The 15,074-nt window shown below is 56.3% G+C and carries 15 protein-coding genes; 8 read left to right on the top strand and 7 right to left on the bottom strand.

From position 1 onward, the window contains the following. Window positions 1-257 precede the first annotated feature (257 nt). The 4 genes from ACR0B3_RS02435 to grxD all read left to right on the top strand — a co-directional run bounded on the left by ACR0B3_RS02435 (window position 258) and on the right by grxD (window position 5,777). Complete coding sequence (locus ACR0B3_RS02435; protein ID WP_480807699.1) at window positions 258-2,504, top strand: mechanosensitive ion channel family protein; 2,247 nt, start codon at window positions 258-260, stop codon at window positions 2,502-2,504. Between the two features lie 189 nt (window positions 2,505-2,693). Next, window positions 2,694-4,853 (top strand): phosphoribosylformylglycinamidine synthase subunit PurL, encoded by a 2,160-nt coding sequence (gene purL / locus ACR0B3_RS02430; RefSeq protein WP_480807698.1) that lies wholly within the window; start codon window positions 2,694-2,696, stop codon window positions 4,851-4,853. Between the two features lie 142 nt (window positions 4,854-4,995). Further along, window positions 4,996-5,232 carry a BolA/IbaG family iron-sulfur metabolism protein gene (locus ACR0B3_RS02425; RefSeq protein WP_039530494.1) on the top strand — a complete coding sequence of 79 codons (237 nt, stop codon included), beginning with the start codon at window positions 4,996-4,998 and terminating at the stop codon, window positions 5,230-5,232. A 182-nt stretch (window positions 5,233-5,414) separates the two neighbouring features. Next, window positions 5,415-5,777, top strand: coding sequence for a Grx4 family monothiol glutaredoxin (grxD, locus tag ACR0B3_RS02420; RefSeq protein ID WP_170684030.1), 363 nt, complete (start codon window positions 5,415-5,417; stop codon window positions 5,775-5,777). Window position 5,778: 1 nt separating this feature from the next. On the opposite strand, the gene ACR0B3_RS02415 is transcribed toward grxD, so the two are convergent. From ACR0B3_RS02415 to ACR0B3_RS02405, 3 genes are read right to left on the bottom strand one after another with little or no spacing between them, the layout of a single operon-like run. Beyond that, entirely contained in the window at window positions 5,779-6,132 is a 354-nt protein-coding gene (locus tag ACR0B3_RS02415) for an MliC family protein (protein WP_480807697.1), read from the bottom strand. Continuing rightward, window positions 6,132-6,524: a cell division protein ZapA gene (locus tag ACR0B3_RS02410; RefSeq protein WP_170719222.1), complete on the bottom strand. Its 393-nt coding sequence runs from the start codon at window positions 6,522-6,524 to the stop codon at window positions 6,132-6,134. Before ACR0B3_RS02410 ends, ACR0B3_RS02415 begins: the two co-directional genes overlap by 1 nt. Continuing rightward, window positions 6,524-7,357, bottom strand: a complete 834-nt coding sequence (locus ACR0B3_RS02405; protein ID WP_480807696.1) for a hypothetical protein — start codon at window positions 7,355-7,357, stop codon at window positions 6,524-6,526. Before ACR0B3_RS02405 ends, ACR0B3_RS02410 begins: the two co-directional genes overlap by 1 nt. 234 nt (window positions 7,358-7,591) lie before the next feature. On the opposite strand from ACR0B3_RS02405, the gene tkt reads away from it, so the two are divergent. Continuing rightward, the gene (tkt, locus tag ACR0B3_RS02400) at window positions 7,592-9,613 is read left to right on the top strand and encodes a transketolase (protein WP_480807695.1); all 2,022 of its coding nucleotides are present in this window, start codon (window positions 7,592-7,594) and stop codon (window positions 9,611-9,613) included. Window positions 9,614-9,664: 51 nt separating this feature from the next. Here the strand turns inward: tkt and ACR0B3_RS02395 are convergent, their stop codons facing one another. Further along, the gene (locus tag ACR0B3_RS02395) at window positions 9,665-10,465 is read right to left on the bottom strand and encodes an acyl-CoA thioesterase (protein WP_480807694.1); all 801 of its coding nucleotides are present in this window, start codon (window positions 10,463-10,465) and stop codon (window positions 9,665-9,667) included. An 87-nt stretch (window positions 10,466-10,552) separates the two neighbouring features. Continuing rightward, the gene (locus tag ACR0B3_RS02390) at window positions 10,553-11,524 is read right to left on the bottom strand and encodes a DUF808 domain-containing protein (protein WP_480807693.1); all 972 of its coding nucleotides are present in this window, start codon (window positions 11,522-11,524) and stop codon (window positions 10,553-10,555) included. Window positions 11,525-11,706: 182 nt separating this feature from the next. Between ACR0B3_RS02390 and gap (ACR0B3_RS02385) the strand changes: the two genes are divergently transcribed. The 3 genes from gap (ACR0B3_RS02385) (at window position 11,707) to gap (ACR0B3_RS02375) (ending at window position 14,011) form a co-directional block, all read left to right on the top strand. Next, window positions 11,707-12,708, top strand: a complete 1,002-nt coding sequence (gap, locus tag ACR0B3_RS02385; protein WP_480807692.1) for a type I glyceraldehyde-3-phosphate dehydrogenase — start codon at window positions 11,707-11,709, stop codon at window positions 12,706-12,708. 73 nt (window positions 12,709-12,781) lie between these two features. After that, window positions 12,782-12,925 (top strand): hypothetical protein, encoded by a 144-nt coding sequence (locus tag ACR0B3_RS02380; RefSeq protein ID WP_480807691.1) that lies wholly within the window; start codon window positions 12,782-12,784, stop codon window positions 12,923-12,925. Between the two features lie 81 nt (window positions 12,926-13,006). Next, a complete protein-coding gene (gene gap, locus ACR0B3_RS02375; RefSeq protein ID WP_480807690.1) occupies window positions 13,007-14,011 on the top strand; it encodes a type I glyceraldehyde-3-phosphate dehydrogenase in 1,005 nt (334 codons plus the stop codon). Here the strand turns inward: gap (ACR0B3_RS02375) and coaD are convergent. Then, window positions 14,003-14,494, bottom strand: a complete 492-nt coding sequence (gene coaD / locus ACR0B3_RS02370) for a pantetheine-phosphate adenylyltransferase (protein ID WP_480807689.1) — start codon at window positions 14,492-14,494, stop codon at window positions 14,003-14,005. The genes gap (ACR0B3_RS02375) and coaD overlap by 9 nt on opposite strands. Window positions 14,495-14,576: 82 nt before the next feature. Then, on the bottom strand, window positions 14,577-15,014 hold the full coding sequence (locus tag ACR0B3_RS02365) for a CBS domain-containing protein (RefSeq protein WP_480807688.1): 438 nt from the start codon (window positions 15,012-15,014) through the stop codon (window positions 14,577-14,579). Between the last annotated feature and the right edge of the window lie 60 nt (window positions 15,015-15,074).

Here is a 15,074-nt window from a genome sequence, read left to right as displayed (position 1 = left end):
AGAGCATAGCGGGCATGACGATCTCAATCCCTGTTAAACCTTGATCGTTCACAAACTGATCCCTAAATGAGCACTCGAAGGCGGTGATGCTGAAACGCTCATCATCTTCATACCTCCCTGTTGGACTATGGCCGAGCTTAGTGCTCGGCCTTTTTTTTGGCTGACGCACAGCAATTCTCAGGAAAGCACTGGGAAAATTGAATCCACAAGCCTATGATCCCGAAAAAACACTTAAAATCGTGTTCGAGGGCTAATTCATGTTCCACTCATTCCGCCTATTGTTGGCGATGGTTTCTGTCTTGTTTCTGGCGGTCCCGCTTCATGCGCAAAGCACAGGCTCAACTTCCACAGTCGCGATCCCCGAAGATCTGACACCTGAACAGGTCGATGATCTGGTCGCGCGCATGTCCGACGATCAGGTTCGGGCGATCTTACTGGAACGACTTGATGCGGTTGCGGAAAAGCACGCCGCAGAAAAGGAAGGGCACGAAGACCCGCTGACTGAACTTAACGAGATCTGGGCGGAAATGGTCACGTCTTGGACGCAAGTCCTGACGACAGTTCCCAATATCGTCAGCGCACAGATCGAAGCATTCAGCAATTTCGCTAACAGATTCAGCGAAACTGGTGTTTTGACGCTGATCGGGTTGGTACTTTCTGTCCTTATAGTTGGCTATATTGCAGAAAAGCTCTTTGGTCTTCTGACCCGTCGTTGGTCAAAAACATCCGAAGTCGGCGAGGAAGCGGACCTCTGGGGTGCTGTTCAATATCTTTTCAGGCGTTTCAGTCGCGAGATCGCCGGTCTTATTGTGTTCTACGTCGTAATCAGGGGGGTTGGTCGTGCACTACTGACTCCGGAACAGATTACATTTGCGGCCCCCTTTGTCTTTTTCCTGATCTGGATTCCGCGCCTTGGCGCTGCTGTATCACGCTTTGTGCTTGCACCACAAAAACCGCAATACCGATTGGTGAATATCGATGATCACTGGGCCAAATACCTTCACCGTAATCTGATCGGTCTGCTGATCCTGATCGGTCTTACGCTGTTCGTTGTCCGCTTTAATGGGCTGAATGGGATTACCGGCGCTGATACGCGCATCGGATTCTGGCTGAATGCTGCGATCCACATTTATATAGGCATCATCGCGTGGACGGCGCGCGAAGGTCTGTCGCAAATGATGCTGGGCACTGACCCCGATCACACCAAATTCGATGAAGAGGTCGCTCAGTATTACCCCTATTTCGCCATCGGCGTTTCTGTGGTGATCTGGTTTCTTGTTGAATTCCTGGTGGCACAGCGGAACCCGGCGATCATGCGGGTGATCGGAACCGGCGCGCATTTCAGCACGATGTTCTGGCTATTGATCGCACCAGCACTCGATACGTTGATCCGTGGCCTTGTACGCCATCTCCAACCACCAATGTCGGGTGAAGGTCCGCTGGCGGAACGCGCCTATCGCTCGGCCAAGCGCAGCTATATCCGGATTGGCCGGGTTATCGCAGGTCTGGTCGTTGTCTTCATGATCTCGCGCGCCTGGCAACTTGACCTGCGCAATGTCGCGTCTGCGGGAATTGGCACCGAAGTAGGCGGTGCAGTTATCCAGTTCCTGCTGATCATCGCCATTGGTTACATCTTGAACGAGGTCGTCTCGCTCTGGATCAATCGCCGATTGGCGAAAGAGCAGACCGCCGCCGAAGAACTGGATGAAGAGGCCGGCGGTGAAGGCGGCGGCGCAGGCGGGTCGCGTCTGGCGACTGTTCTGCCTCTGCTACGGATCACCGCGCAGGTGACCATCTCGGTCATATTTGGCTTGCTCGCGCTGGGAGCGTTGGGGATCAACATCACCCCGCTTTTGGCCGGTGCGGGTGTTCTGGGTCTGGCGATCGGCTTTGGTGCACAGAAACTGGTGGCCGATATCGTCGGCGGCATCTTCTTCCTGATCGATGACGCTTTCCGCGTTGGCGAATATGTCGATGTCGGCGGCACCATGGGTACGGTCGAAAAGATCTCAATCCGTTCGATGCAGCTACGCCACCACCGTGGTCCTGTCCACACGATCCCTTATGGCGAAATCCAGAAACTGACTAACTTCAGCCGTGACTGGGTGATCATGAAGTTGAAATTCACCGTGCCATTCGATACCGATCCAAATAAGGTCAAGAAGATCTTCAAAAAAATCGGTGCCGAGATGATGCAGGACGAAGTTCACAAAGATGGCTTCCTGCAGCCGTTCAAATCACAAGGCGTATTCGACTTTGACGATGTCGGCATGATCATCCGAGGCAAGTTCATGGCCAAACCCGGCAAGCAATTCACGCTGCGAAAGGAAATCTTCAACCGCGTGAAAGCCGAGTTCAACGCCAATGGCATCGACTTCGCACGCCGCGAGGTGCGCGTGGCAATTCCGGGGCTGGACGAGGCTGAGAACCTGACGGAAGAGCAAAAGGCAGCTGTTGGCGCTGCCGCTGCGGACTCGATCAACAAAGGTCAGGCTCCGGCTTAAAGCAGTTGGTTCGGTCTTCGGATCACCAAGGCGGAGCCAATAATCGATGATTAAAATGCGGAACCGGCCACGTTGTTGGTTCCGCATTTTCTTTACAGTTGGCTCCCTTCGCTCACTTGACCCTTCCCACCGGCGCGCCCTTGCCCTAAAAGGCGCGCAATCTCGGCCCACTTGGACACAGGACAGAAGATGCAAGAGCCCGCCATCACACCCGATCTGATTGCCGCACACGGGCTCAAGCCCGAGGAATACGAAATGATCCTCGAGATCATCGGGCGTGAACCGACCTTTACCGAGCTGGGCATCTTTTCGGCCATGTGGAATGAACATTGCTCGTACAAGTCGTCGAAAAAATGGTTACGTACCCTACCGACCTCGGGCCCTCAGGTGATCTGTGGCCCCGGTGAGAACGCAGGCGTGGTCGATATCGGTGACGGTCAGGCTGTGGTGTTCAAAATGGAAAGCCACAACCACCCATCGTATATCGAACCATATCAAGGTGCCGCGACTGGCGTTGGAGGTATCCTGCGCGACGTCTTCACCATGGGTGCGCGCCCTATCGCCTCGATGAACGCATTGTCCTTTGGTGAGCCTGGACACCACAAGACCCGTCAGTTGGTCAATGGCGTGGTTGAAGGCATCGGCGGCTATGGCAATTGCTTTGGCGTGCCCTGCGTTGGCGGAGAAGTTCGCTTTCACCCCGCATACAATGGCAACTGCCTCGTAAACGCCTTCGCGGCTGGTCTGGCCGACAGCGACAAAATTTTCTACTCGGCCGCATCGGGGGTCGGTATGCCCGTTGTGTATCTTGGCGCAAAAACTGGACGCGATGGCGTGGGCGGCGCAACCATGGCCTCTGCCGAGTTTGACGACACCATCGAAGAAAAACGCCCCACCGTTCAGGTCGGTGACCCCTTCACCGAAAAACGCCTGATGGAAGCGACGCTGGAGCTGATGCAGACCGGCGCTGTGATCTCGATACAGGATATGGGCGCGGCTGGCTTGACCTGCTCGGCGGTAGAGATGGGAGACAAGGGCGGGCTTGGCGTACGCCTTGATCTGGAAAACGTGCCGCAGCGCGAAGAGAACATGACGGCATACGAGATGATGCTGTCCGAATCTCAAGAGCGGATGTTGATGGTTCTCAAGCCCGAGCTTGAAGCCGAAGCCCGTGCCGTGTTCGAGAAATGGGATCTGGACTTTGCCATTGTCGGGGAAACGATCGAGGAAGACCGCTTCCTGATCATGCATAATGGTGAGGTCAAAGCTGATCTCGTCCTGTCGAAATTGTCTTCGACTGCGCCCGAGTACGATCGCCCATGGGAACCAACACCCGAGGCGGAAGCGCTGACGGACGTCCCTCAGATTGACCCAATCGACGGCCTGCGTGCCCTGCTCTCCTCGCCGAACTATGCGGGTAAGCAATGGGTGTACGAGCAATATGACACAATGGTCATGGCTGACAGCGCCCGTACCCCGGGACTGGGTGCAGGTATGGTTCGCGTGCATGGCACCGACAAGGTGCTAGCGTTTACCAGCGACGTAACCCCGCGCTATGTTCGCGCGAACCCTGTTGAGGGCGGCAAACAAGCGGTTGCCGAGGCTTATCGCAACCTCACCGCCGTCGGGGCCAAGCCGCTTGCCACGACTGACAACCTGAATTTCGGCAATCCCGAAAAACCCGAGATCATGGGCCAGTTTGTGGGCGCGATCCAAGGCATTGGCGCGGCAGTTGGTGCGCTGGATATGCCCATCGTTTCAGGCAACGTGTCGCTGTACAATGAGACGGATGGCCAAGCGATCCTGCCGACCCCCACCATCGGCGCCGTCGGTTTGCTGCAACATGCCGATGACATCATCGGTAACGAAGTGCGCGAAGGTCATGTTGCACTGGTCATCGGTGAAACCCAGGGTCATCTGGGGCAATCCGCCCTTCTGGCCGAAGTCTTCAACCGCGAAGATGGCGATGCGCCCCATGTCGATCTGGACGCTGAACAACGCAACGGTGAGTTCATTCGAACCAATCGCGAGATGATCAAAGCCTGCACCGATCTGGGCGACGGCGGCCTGGCCCTGGCCGCGTTCGAACTGGCCGAAGCCGCAGGCGTGGGCATTTGCCTTGACGATGCCTCGACCGAGTTCCTGTTCGGTGAAGATCAGGCCCGTTATCTGGTCGCTTGCAACTTTGATCAGGCCGAAGCTTTGATGATTGCAGCCGGTCAAGCCGGTGTTCCGCTGGTTTCGGTCGGTCGCTTCACCGGGGATGCCGTAAAAATCGGCAGCTCCGAATCCGCACTTACCGAATTGTCGGACACCTTCCGCAGCAGTTTCGCCGAAGCCGTCGTCTGATCGACACCCGATAGGTCGCAATCAATGGGAATTCCTGCGTGCGCCCACGCGCAGGAATTGTCATCGAACGGCACCCGCCCCATCTTGCACGCCCCGTCTCATCGCTCTACATCTTGGAAAAGACCTTCAGGAGTAAACCTACATGCCGATGAGCGCCCACGAGATTGAAACACTGCTACGCGAGAGCTTTCCCAACGCGGAAATCCAGGTTGGTGGCAGCGATGGCGTGCATATGTCCGCCATGGTCGTGGACGAAAGCTTTCGCGGCAAGAACCGCGTGCAACAACAGCGCGCGGTTTATGCGGCGTTGAAAGGCAAGATGGATGGCCCGGATGGAGAACTGCACGCGCTAGCGCTGACTACCAAAGTGCCGGAATGATCCAAAACTTCTGGGATTTACTCTCGGCGATTGTGAAATGACGCGTTCCTAGATCTGATGGAAAACCACCTTTAGGAATGGAAGCAACTGACATCGATTTGGTGAACAAGATCCAGGCCGAGAATGAACGACTAGAACAGATGAACGGGCGCAATTAGGCGTCAACCACAAGGAAACGCGAAATGACCGACGTGAAGACCCAGATCGACGAAACCGTCAAAGCCAATGACGTGGTGCTGTATATGAAAGGCACAAAAGAGATGCCGCAGTGCGGGTTTTCGTCCCGCGTGGCCGGAGTGCTGAATTACATGGGTGTCGACTATACCGACGTGAATGTTCTCGCCGACGAAGCCGTCCGTCAGGGCATCAAGGACTATTCAGACTGGCCGACCGTGCCTCAGCTTTTTGTTAAAGGTGAGTTTGTTGGTGGCTGCGACATCATCACCGAGATGACCCTTTCGGGCGAACTGGACACTCTGTTTGATGAAAACAGCGTCAGCTACGACAAAGACGCAGCTGACAAAATTCGCGAAGCGAACGCCTGATTTACCGACTTGTGCAGTCCCTGAACAAAACGCGTTCCGGGGCTGTACTGCCTTCAGCCTGATGGCTGATCGATGCCTCCCAACCTTTGGACCGCAGCGTATACGTGCCTGTCGACCCGACGGATTCATAGCGAATACCCGAGCCGCTCTGGACCTGCTGCATCGGGATCAATTGATCCTCAAGCAACATCGCGGCAGCCCCGTCCCCATTGGCGGCGTTAAAGTAAGACACCGGCACCCGTGTGTTGTTTTCGCAGTTAAAAGTTACCGACAGGATGTCGATATCCGCAAAAGCCATCGAGCCTGAGACAGTTACGATTGCTGCACAAACAGCAGCGCGGGTAAGTACAGCCATCAAGATGCCCTCTCTTCGATCACAGCAGCCAATGCCTCGGCTCGTGCTGCCATTTCTGCCAGCGTGTCTGTGACAGATGGCGGTACTACGGCGACTTCGATGCGTTCAGGCTCGGGCTGAGGCTGATTGCGCAGGCGCTTTACCTCGGCCTCAAGCTCAACCAACTTGGCCTCGGCCAGTTTCATTCGATCTTCATGTGCCGCCGCTTTGTCCGCCAACATTAGCCCAGCCATCAGCAGCATTCGCGATTCCGGCATGCGCCCGATCTGATCCGACAGCACCTGCGCCTCATCATCCAGCAGTTTGGCGGCTGCCTGCAGAAACGGTTCTTCACCCTCTTGGCACGAGACATCAAAACCACGGCCACCGATGTGAATGGTTACTTCGGGCATTATTCCACCTCTCCTTCTGCAAGGTTGGCATTGGTCAACAACGGCTCAAGCCGGGCCAAAACGGCATGGGCTTCGGCAGCATCCGATGCCCGTGCGGCGCGAATAGCCTCAAGCTCAGCGGTTGTGGCCCGGTTCAGCATATCAGCGTCCGTGACCCCTTCTTCCGCAGCCGCGCGCAATTCATCAACAGTACTGCGCAGCTGTTCATTCGCCTTGCGAAGCCGTTGCAGATCATCGTCTAGCCGCGACATTGCTGCACCGTGACTGCTTCGTTCCGCACGCAACATTTCCAGCTCGGCGCTGAGTTCGGTCAGTCGCTCGCTGTCGGCTAATTCGGCCCGTAGACGGGCCAGCTCAGCCTCCATCTCTTCCGCGCGATCCGCAATTGGGGTCAGCTGTTCGACTTCTGCGCGCAAGGACTCTGCTTCTTCTGCTGCACCCTGATTTGACCTCAGAGTCTCGATTTCCGCCTTCAGACCTTCGACTTCATCGGTATTCTCAAGCGCCGCCTTGGCCTCAGCCAATTCTGCCCGCGCAGCCTCAACAGTGGCAAGGCGCGAGGTTGCTTCGGCCAACTGCGCCCGCAGCGCATCAAGCTCACCATCTGGTGCAGATTGCGCTCGCAGAGCGTCAATCTCTTGCGCGTGTCTCTCTTTGATTGCCTTCAGCCGCTCCTCGAGCTGGGCATAAGCCACCCGCTCTTCTTCCAGGGTCGCGCGTAAATCCGAGTCGCCACCGCCTGCAGGTCCGGCAGCACCCAGCGCTTCGACGCCGCTGCCGATCCGCTCCATCGCGGTAATGATACGGCGTTGTAGTTCCTCGATCTGACTCATGCCTGTGTCACCTCTTTACCAAGGTTCGTTCTGCTATACGCCAATCCGAATCAAAAGCGGCGGCTCTCAAACCCAGTCTAACGGAATGCGACAGAAAATACCCACTGTTTGGTTTCAAACACTTGCACAACGCTCTTGAAGCGGCAACTCAGCATGAAACCCAGTTCTGCTTGCACTTTGGCAAGCGGATGGTATTCAGCGCCCATCTGCCTGTAATCCAAAGGAACAACGCCCGTGGACCTGACTGCGCTGCGCAATGCCAACCCCGAACACTGGGACAAAGCTGCGGCCATCCGCACTCTGACCCTCGACGCCGTCGCCGCCGCCAATTCCGGCCATTCCGGCATGCCAATGGGCATGGCCGATGTTGCGACCGTACTGTTCGAAAAACACTTGAAATTTGATGCCTCTGCCCCGAACTGGCCGGACCGCGACCGGTTCATCCTCTCGGCGGGCCACGGCTCGATGCTGGTCTATTCGCTGCTGTATCTCACCGGTCATGGCGACGTGACGCTTGAAGAGATCAAGAACTTCCGCCAACTTGGTGCTAAAACCGCTGGCCATCCTGAAAACTTCCTGATCGACGGTGTCGAAACCACCACTGGACCTCTGGGTCAAGGTATTTCCAACGCCGTTGGCTTTGCGATCGCAGAAGAGGTGCAGCGGGCGCATTACGGGAAGAAAATCGTTGATCACTATACCTATGTGATCGCTGGCGACGGCTGCCTGATGGAGGGCGTCAGCCAAGAGGCGATTACGCTGGCCGGTCGGCACGAGCTGAGCAAGCTGATCGTGTTCTGGGACAATAATAACATCACTATCGACGGAACCGTCGATATGGCTGACCGCACCGATCAGGTCAAACGCTTTGCCGCCTCAGGCTGGCAAGTGATCGAGATTGACGGCCATGATCCGCAAGCCATCGACGCCGCGATCGTTCAGGCGAAAAAGTCGAACAAGCCGACAATGATCGCGTGTGAAAGCCACATCGCCTTGGGTCACGCTGCACAGGATACTTCCAAAGGCCACGGTGCGCTGACGGATCAGGATCAGCTGAAAGCAGCGAAAGAGGCTTATGACTGGCCGCATGACGCATTTGTCATTCCAGCCGAAGTCAAAGCCGCTTGGGAAGCCATCGGTACGCGTGGCGCGGCAGAGCGCGCAGCCTGGGAAGAGCGGTTCGCACAAATCTCTGAGCGTAAGCAGGCGGAATTCAACCGCGCCTATGCGTTTGAAGCGCCGAAGAAACTGGCTGGTGCAATCCGGTCGTTCAAAAAACAGATCTCGGAAGATCAGCCCAAGCTGGCCACCCGCGCCTCGTCCGAGAAGGTTTTGAACGTTGTAAACCCGATCATGACCGAAACCGTTGGCGGCTCGGCAGACCTGACCGGTTCGAACAACACCAAATCGGCTGATATGGGTGTGTTCCTGCCAGAAAACCGCAAGGGGCGTTACATCCACTACGGTATTCGCGAGCATGGAATGGCCGCCGCAATGAACGGCATGGCGCTACATGGTGGCATCCGACCCTATGGCGGTACGTTCATGGCTTTCACCGACTATGCGCGCCCGTCCATGCGTTTGGCTGCGCTTATGAAAATCCCGTCGGTGTTTGTGATGACCCACGACTCGATTGGTCTGGGCGAAGACGGCCCGACCCACCAGCCGGTCGAACATCTGGCCATTTCGCGTGCGACGCCGAATACCTATGTGTTCCGCCCCGCCGACACCATCGAAACCGCTGAAGCGTGGGAACTGGCACTAACCTTCAAAGACAGCCCCTCGGTTCTGTCTCTGACACGTCAGGGGGTTCCGACCGTCCGAACACAGCATAAGGCAAAGAACCTGACCGCACAGGGTGCGTATGTGCTGGCAGATGCGGAAAGCAAACGTCAGGCGATCCTGATCGCAACCGGTTCCGAGGTTTCGCTGGCGATGGAAGCCAAAGCAATGCTTGAGGCCGAAGGCATTGGTACGCGCGTCGTCTCAATGCCCTGCATGGAACTGTTTGCCGAGCAAGATGAAGCCTATCGCAAGCGCGTACTGCCAGCAGGCGCTGTTCGTGTCGGCATCGAGGCCGCTGTCCGCGCCGGTGGTTGGGACCGTTGGTTGCTTGGCGAGCGTGGCCGCGAGGCGAAGGCCGGATTCATCGGTATGTCCAGCTTTGGCGCATCAGCACCTGCCGGTGAGCTTTACAAGCATTTCGGCATTACAGCCGAAGCGACAGTCGCAAAAGTCAAAGAATTACTGGGCTGATCCGGCAAATTGCAATCACAAGGCCCCGGTCAACACCGGGGCCTTTTTTTGTTAGACGAATATGATTACTGATTGCATGCCATCGACAACCAGCTCACCCTCGGTGTTCCACATCCGCATCACCTGAGAGCTGTAGCCGTCATGCCCTGCAGTAAGCTGATGTTCCATCAGCCACCAGCCATCGCGCGTTTCAAGGTCTTCGGATAAAACATTGAATATCCAATTCATTGACGAGTTGTTGCCCGGTTTCTTCAACGTCGGGAATATGGCAGGCGGCAATAGATCCGCAATCGCGATCAGCCCTTCCATCCTGCCGCGCATCTGCGCGTCGTTATGACGGGCCCAAACCTTCACATATCCTCGATCAGCGCCAGCAAATGGTCGTGCACCATTGATTAATCGGACATCAAAATTCTCGAGAAACGCGATGGGAAGTATTGGCATATCCGGTGGGAAGTAGTGTTCCGTGGCCTCTGGCTGGGTTGCTGCCTCTGCCGGGAACCCAAATGCCACGTGGCTGTCCTGTGATTGCCCGAAGGTGAATGTTCCCAGTGCCGCCGTCTTCCCGTCGATCCTCGCCCTTGCATTGATCGTCGTGACATTCCGCCCTTTGCGCAGCACCTCGGTTTCAATCAGCGGTGGTGAGCCGATAGGCGCGGTGAAGTTAATCAAAGCCGACCGTAATGGAGGCAAATCATCGACCGCACGCCTCGCTGCAGCCAGAAGCAAGGCGGATGAGAACCCACCATACGTCGTACGACCTTGCATCCAGTTTGACGGCACAGGAAATTGCAATTCCCCGTCGATACGTTCCGAACTGTCAAGAACCTGAAAAAGGCTGAGTTTTGTCATGGGCGTCACGATAGCTAAGGTATGGCTGGACCTTACCCCGCCCGAGCAGACGTGCTAGACGAAACCCCACGTCACATGAACTTGATGTCAGTGTTTTTTCTCAGATCCTGAAAACGCGCTGATTGCAGGGGTTAGCACCTTGGTCGCCACAGGTATCAGCACCAGCCCATAAGCCAGACCAAAGACACCATCCATAGTCGCCTTGGCGATCCACTCAACTGCGCCGGCCCATTGATCAGACACAGCATGGCCTGCGGCATATGCCCAGTCGTGTATGTGATGGCCTAACCAGCCAAAGCCCAGAACTTCCATTCCATGGATCATAATCGACCCGCCGACCCACAGCATCGCTGCGGTGCCAACAATTGACAGAACCTTCATGACGATCGGCATCGCCTTGACCAGCCCCCTGCCCGTTCCACGCCCAATCGGCGTCGGAGCATTTTGCGCCAGGAACAGGCCAACATCATCCATCTTCACAATCAAAGCGACCGAACCGTAAACGGCAACGGTTACACCGATGCCCACAACCGCCAGCGTTGCGGCTTGCATCCAAACATTAGGAGCCTCAATGGCCGCCAATGCGATGGTCATGATTTCAGCAGACAGGATGAAATCGGTCTTGATCGCGCCCTTCACCTTCTTCTCTTCCAGATGGCCGGGATCAGGGTTTTTCATATCCTCATCGATCGCATGGCTTCCATGCGGGAACAGGACGTGAAAAATCTTCTCCGCTCCTTCGAAACACAGGTATGAGCCTCCAAGCATCAGCAGTGGGGTAATCAGCCACGGTGCGAAATTGGCCAGCAACAAAGCCACCGGCAGCAGCAGGATGATCTTGTTGAATATGGACCCGCGCGCGATGCGCCAGATGATCGGCAATTCGCGCGCCGGAGCAAAACCCTGAACATATTTGGGCGTCACGGCCGCGTCGTCGATGATTACGCCTGCGGTTTTAGCACCCGCCTTACCGGCTGCGGCCACCACATCGTCAACCGAGGCCGCCGCGACCTTTGCAATGCCCGCCACATCGTCCAACAGCGCCAACAGACCACTCATCGCGCTTCCTTTCCATTCATCTGCCCCGATTGGACCCTACCTGATCTAACAGCTAGCGCAAGCGTTAGCGCAACCGGTGCAGGTTTGCGCTAACACCTTAAAAATATGCCATTTTTGCCCTTTTGAGATTCAATATTCGCGGCTATATGGCCTGCAACGCAAGCGCATTTTGGAGACGTCGGATGACCATCAAGGTCGGTATCAATGGTTTTGGCCGCATCGGCCGCTGTACCCTGTCGCACATCGCCGCTTCGGCACGCAACGACATCGAAGTGATCAAAGTCAACGCAACCGGCCCGCTGGAAACCTCGGCACATTTGCTGAAGTATGACAGCGTCCACGGGCGTTTCCCGCGCGAAGTCTCGGTCGAAGGCAACACCATGGACTTAGGCCGCGGCCCGATGGAGATGTTCTCAACCTACGATATGAACGAGCTTGACTGGGAAGGCTGCGATGTCGTCCTGGAATGCACCGGCAAGTTCAATGACGGGCTGAAAGCCAAGACCCACCTGGATCGCGGCGCTGGTAAGGTTTTGCTGTCTGCTCCGGGCAAGAATGTTGACAAAACCATTGTGTTTGGTGTGAACCACAACAGCCTATCCGCGAATGATAATATGGTGTCGAACGGCTCCTGCACCACCAACTGCCTTGCTCCGCTTGCCAAGGTGCTGGATGAAGGGATCGGAATCGAGCATGGCATCATGACCACGATCCATGCCTATACCGGCGACCAGCCGACGCTGGACCGTCGTCACAGCGATCTGTACCGCGCCCGCGCGGCTGCCATGTCGATGATCCCGACCACAACCGGCGCTGCAGCGGCTTTGGGCGAGGTGCTGCCAAACCTCAAAGGTCGTCTGGACGGTTCGGCCATCCGCGTACCAACTCCGAACGTATCGGCGGTTGACCTGTCATTCCGCGCTTCGCGTGATGTCTCGGTCGAAGAGGTGAACGCGATCGTCGAAGAGGCGGCCAAAGGCCCAATGCAGCGTGTGCTGGGTTATGAGCCCGCCCCGCTGGTTTCGACCGATTTCAACCACACCGAAGAAAGCTCGATCTTCGCACCGGATCAGACCCGCGTGGTCGACAACCGGATGGTTCGCGTGCTGGCATGGTATGATAACGAATGGGGATTCTCGGTGCGTATGGCGGATGTCGCCGTCGCGATGGGCCGCCTTAACTGACCCTTCGCACATCGCTTGTACCTTGATGCCCGCTCAGGTTATCTGAGCGGGCATTTTCGTTCAGGACGCAGCAATGACCAATCAAATCGCCATCTGGCTTGGAGTCCTGATCCTGGGTGGGCTGATGCTGGACGTTGCACTGTTCGGCACCGAACACCTGCTATTTCTGGGTAAGAAACTCTACTATTTCCTAGATTGGCTCGCCTTCTGGCGCTGACCGAGGTTTTGCTTGACTTTCCGACCAATCTGGCTTTGTTAGCGCTAACCATCTATCGACCGCATTCTGACGGAGCGTATCATGACACTCAAGCTGGCAATCAACGGATTTGGACGGATCGGACGCGGAGTTCTTCGCGCAGTTATGGAGTCGGGCCGCACCGACGTGGAAATCGTCGCCATCAACGATCTGGCAAAGCCCGATATGAACGCGCATCTGTTCGAGTTCGACAGTGTGCACGGCCGTTATCCCAACCCTGTTACCCTGACTGATGCCGGCCTGGATGTCGGCGCTGGACCGATCCGGTTGACCAGTGAACGCGATCCCGAGGCACTGGACTGGTCGGATGTTGATGTTGTTCTGGAATGCACCGGCGTTTTCCGGACCCGTGAAGCAGCCGAGCGGCATCTGAAAAACGGATCAAAGAAAGTTCTGATCTCGGCTCCTGCCCGCGGTGATGGCGGCGTAAAGACCGTCGTGTTTGGCGTGAATGATCATGAATTGACTGCAGACGACATCGTGGTCTCCAACGCGTCGTGCACTACGAACTGCCTGTCGCCCGTCGCCGCGGCCTTGGACGCAGGGCTGGGCATCAAGCACGGCAATATGACCACTGTCCACGCGTATACGGCAAGCCAACCGGTTCACGACACAGCGGGTAAAGACCCCTACCTCTCACGCGCTGCAGCATTATCGATGATCCCGACCACGACCGGTGCAGCATCCGCAGTTGGTCTGGTTCTGCCGCAACTGGCCGGTAAACTAACCGGGCAAGCCATTCGTGTACCCACTCCGAATGTTTCGGTCGTTGATCTGGTGGCCGAAGTTTTGCGCCCAACCACTGAAGAAGAGGTCAACGCTCTCTTTGTAGAAGCTGCCGCGAAGATCCCCGGTGTGCTTGCTGCAGAGAATCGCCCTCTGGTCTCGGTCGATTTCAACCACGACTCACACAGCTCGACTGTTTCGCTGGCCGAAACCAAAGTGACCGACGGCACATTGGTTCGCGTGCTGGCGTGGTATGACAATGAATGGGGCTTCTCGAACCGGATGCTGGACACAGCGGCAGCGATGGGAGCCCTAGCTTAAACGCTCGCGTAGCGCGTTATTGACACGGGGCGTGACGAATTTCGACACGTCCCCATTCAGCCTGGCGATTTCTTTGACCAGTTTCGAAGCAATCGCCTGATGCCGTGCTTCGGCCATCAGAAAGACCGTCTCAATCGAGTCGTCCAATGCCCGGTTCATGCCAACCATCTGGAATTCATACTCGAAATCAGCAACGGCGCGCAGTCCGCGAACGATGATCTGAGCGCCCACATCACGTGCGCAGTCGATCAGCAAGTTTTCAAACGGGTGCGCCACGATTTCTGTTCCGGTTTGCTCGGTCAGATGAGCGCACTCGGCCTCAATCATCGCGACACGCTCTTCCAACGAAAACAGAGGCCCCTTGTCGCGGTTAATTGCAACACCGATCACAAGCTTATCGACCAGCGCGGCTGCGCGACGAATGATGTCGATATGACCCAAGGTGATAGGATCAAAAGTTCCGGGATATAATCCGACCCTCATTGGGCTCTCCAGCGCAACAATGTTTCTGCGCAAGCAAACATAACTTTGCCGCAGGTGCAAGAGGCTGCAACAGCCCCCGCGTTCAGTGGCCCATGATCATGCCTTCAAGCGCGTCTTTTTCCATGGCAAGTTCTGCAAGTTGCGCCTTGACTGCATCGCCAAGCGTGACAATCCCGACCAGTTTTCCGTCTTCCAGAACCGGCATGTGTCGAAACCGTCCCTCAGTCATCTGAGAAAGGATAGCCTCAACCGTATCCTGCTGGCTGGCTGTAACAAGCTGCTTGGTCATGTAGCTGCTGACGGGTTTATCCAGGCACCCACTACCGCTGGCGGCAAGCTCACGAACGATGTCGCGTTCTGACAAGATGCCAGATGCGGTCTGTCCTCCATCTTCCGAAATCACAACAGTACCGATCCGCTTTTCTGCAAGAATTTCGGCCGCCTGCGAGACCGATGCTGTTGGTTCGACCGTCACGACGCCGCTACCGGCTTTGGACTTGAGAATGGCCTGAACGAGCATATGCAAAAACCTCCGGAATTACGTACTGTTTTCCAAAGCGTTGCCGGAATGTCTGAATGT

It is taken from the genome of Ruegeria sp. CE9, assembly GCF_056537425.1.
The sequence above is the reverse complement of the archived record's forward strand: the minus strand, read 5'-3'. Positions and strand labels throughout refer to the sequence as shown.

Bases quoted from the DNA above. Each gene is read 5' to 3' on its own strand.
- ACR0B3_RS02410 (WP_170719222.1), bottom strand. From the start codon at position 6,524: ATGCCCGAAGTAACCATTCACATCGGTGGCCGTGGTTTTGATGTCTCG.
- purL (WP_480807698.1), top strand. From the start codon at position 2,694: ATGCAAGAGCCCGCCATCACACCCGATCTGATTGCCGCACACGGGCTC.
- grxD (WP_170684030.1), top strand. From the start codon at position 5,415: ATGACCGACGTGAAGACCCAGATCGACGAAACCGTCAAAGCCAATGAC.
- ACR0B3_RS02365 (WP_480807688.1), bottom strand. From the start codon at position 15,014: ATGCTCGTTCAGGCCATTCTCAAGTCCAAAGCCGGTAGCGGCGTCGTG.
- ACR0B3_RS02425 (WP_039530494.1), top strand. From the start codon at position 4,996: ATGCCGATGAGCGCCCACGAGATTGAAACACTGCTACGCGAGAGCTTT.
- ACR0B3_RS02415 (WP_480807697.1), bottom strand. From the start codon at position 6,132: ATGGCTGTACTTACCCGCGCTGCTGTTTGTGCAGCAATCGTAACTGTC.
- ACR0B3_RS02435 (WP_480807699.1), top strand. From the start codon at position 258: ATGTTCCACTCATTCCGCCTATTGTTGGCGATGGTTTCTGTCTTGTTT.
- ACR0B3_RS02405 (WP_480807696.1), bottom strand. From the start codon at position 7,357: ATGAGTCAGATCGAGGAACTACAACGCCGTATCATTACCGCGATGGAG.
- coaD (WP_480807689.1), bottom strand. From the start codon at position 14,494: ATGAGGGTCGGATTATATCCCGGAACTTTTGATCCTATCACCTTGGGT.
- ACR0B3_RS02390 (WP_480807693.1), bottom strand. From the start codon at position 11,524: ATGAGTGGTCTGTTGGCGCTGTTGGACGATGTGGCGGGCATTGCAAAG.
- ACR0B3_RS02395 (WP_480807694.1), bottom strand. From the start codon at position 10,465: ATGACAAAACTCAGCCTTTTTCAGGTTCTTGACAGTTCGGAACGTATC.
- gap (WP_480807690.1), top strand. From the start codon at position 13,007: ATGACACTCAAGCTGGCAATCAACGGATTTGGACGGATCGGACGCGGA.
- ACR0B3_RS02380 (WP_480807691.1), top strand. From the start codon at position 12,782: ATGACCAATCAAATCGCCATCTGGCTTGGAGTCCTGATCCTGGGTGGG.
- gap (WP_480807692.1), top strand. From the start codon at position 11,707: ATGACCATCAAGGTCGGTATCAATGGTTTTGGCCGCATCGGCCGCTGT.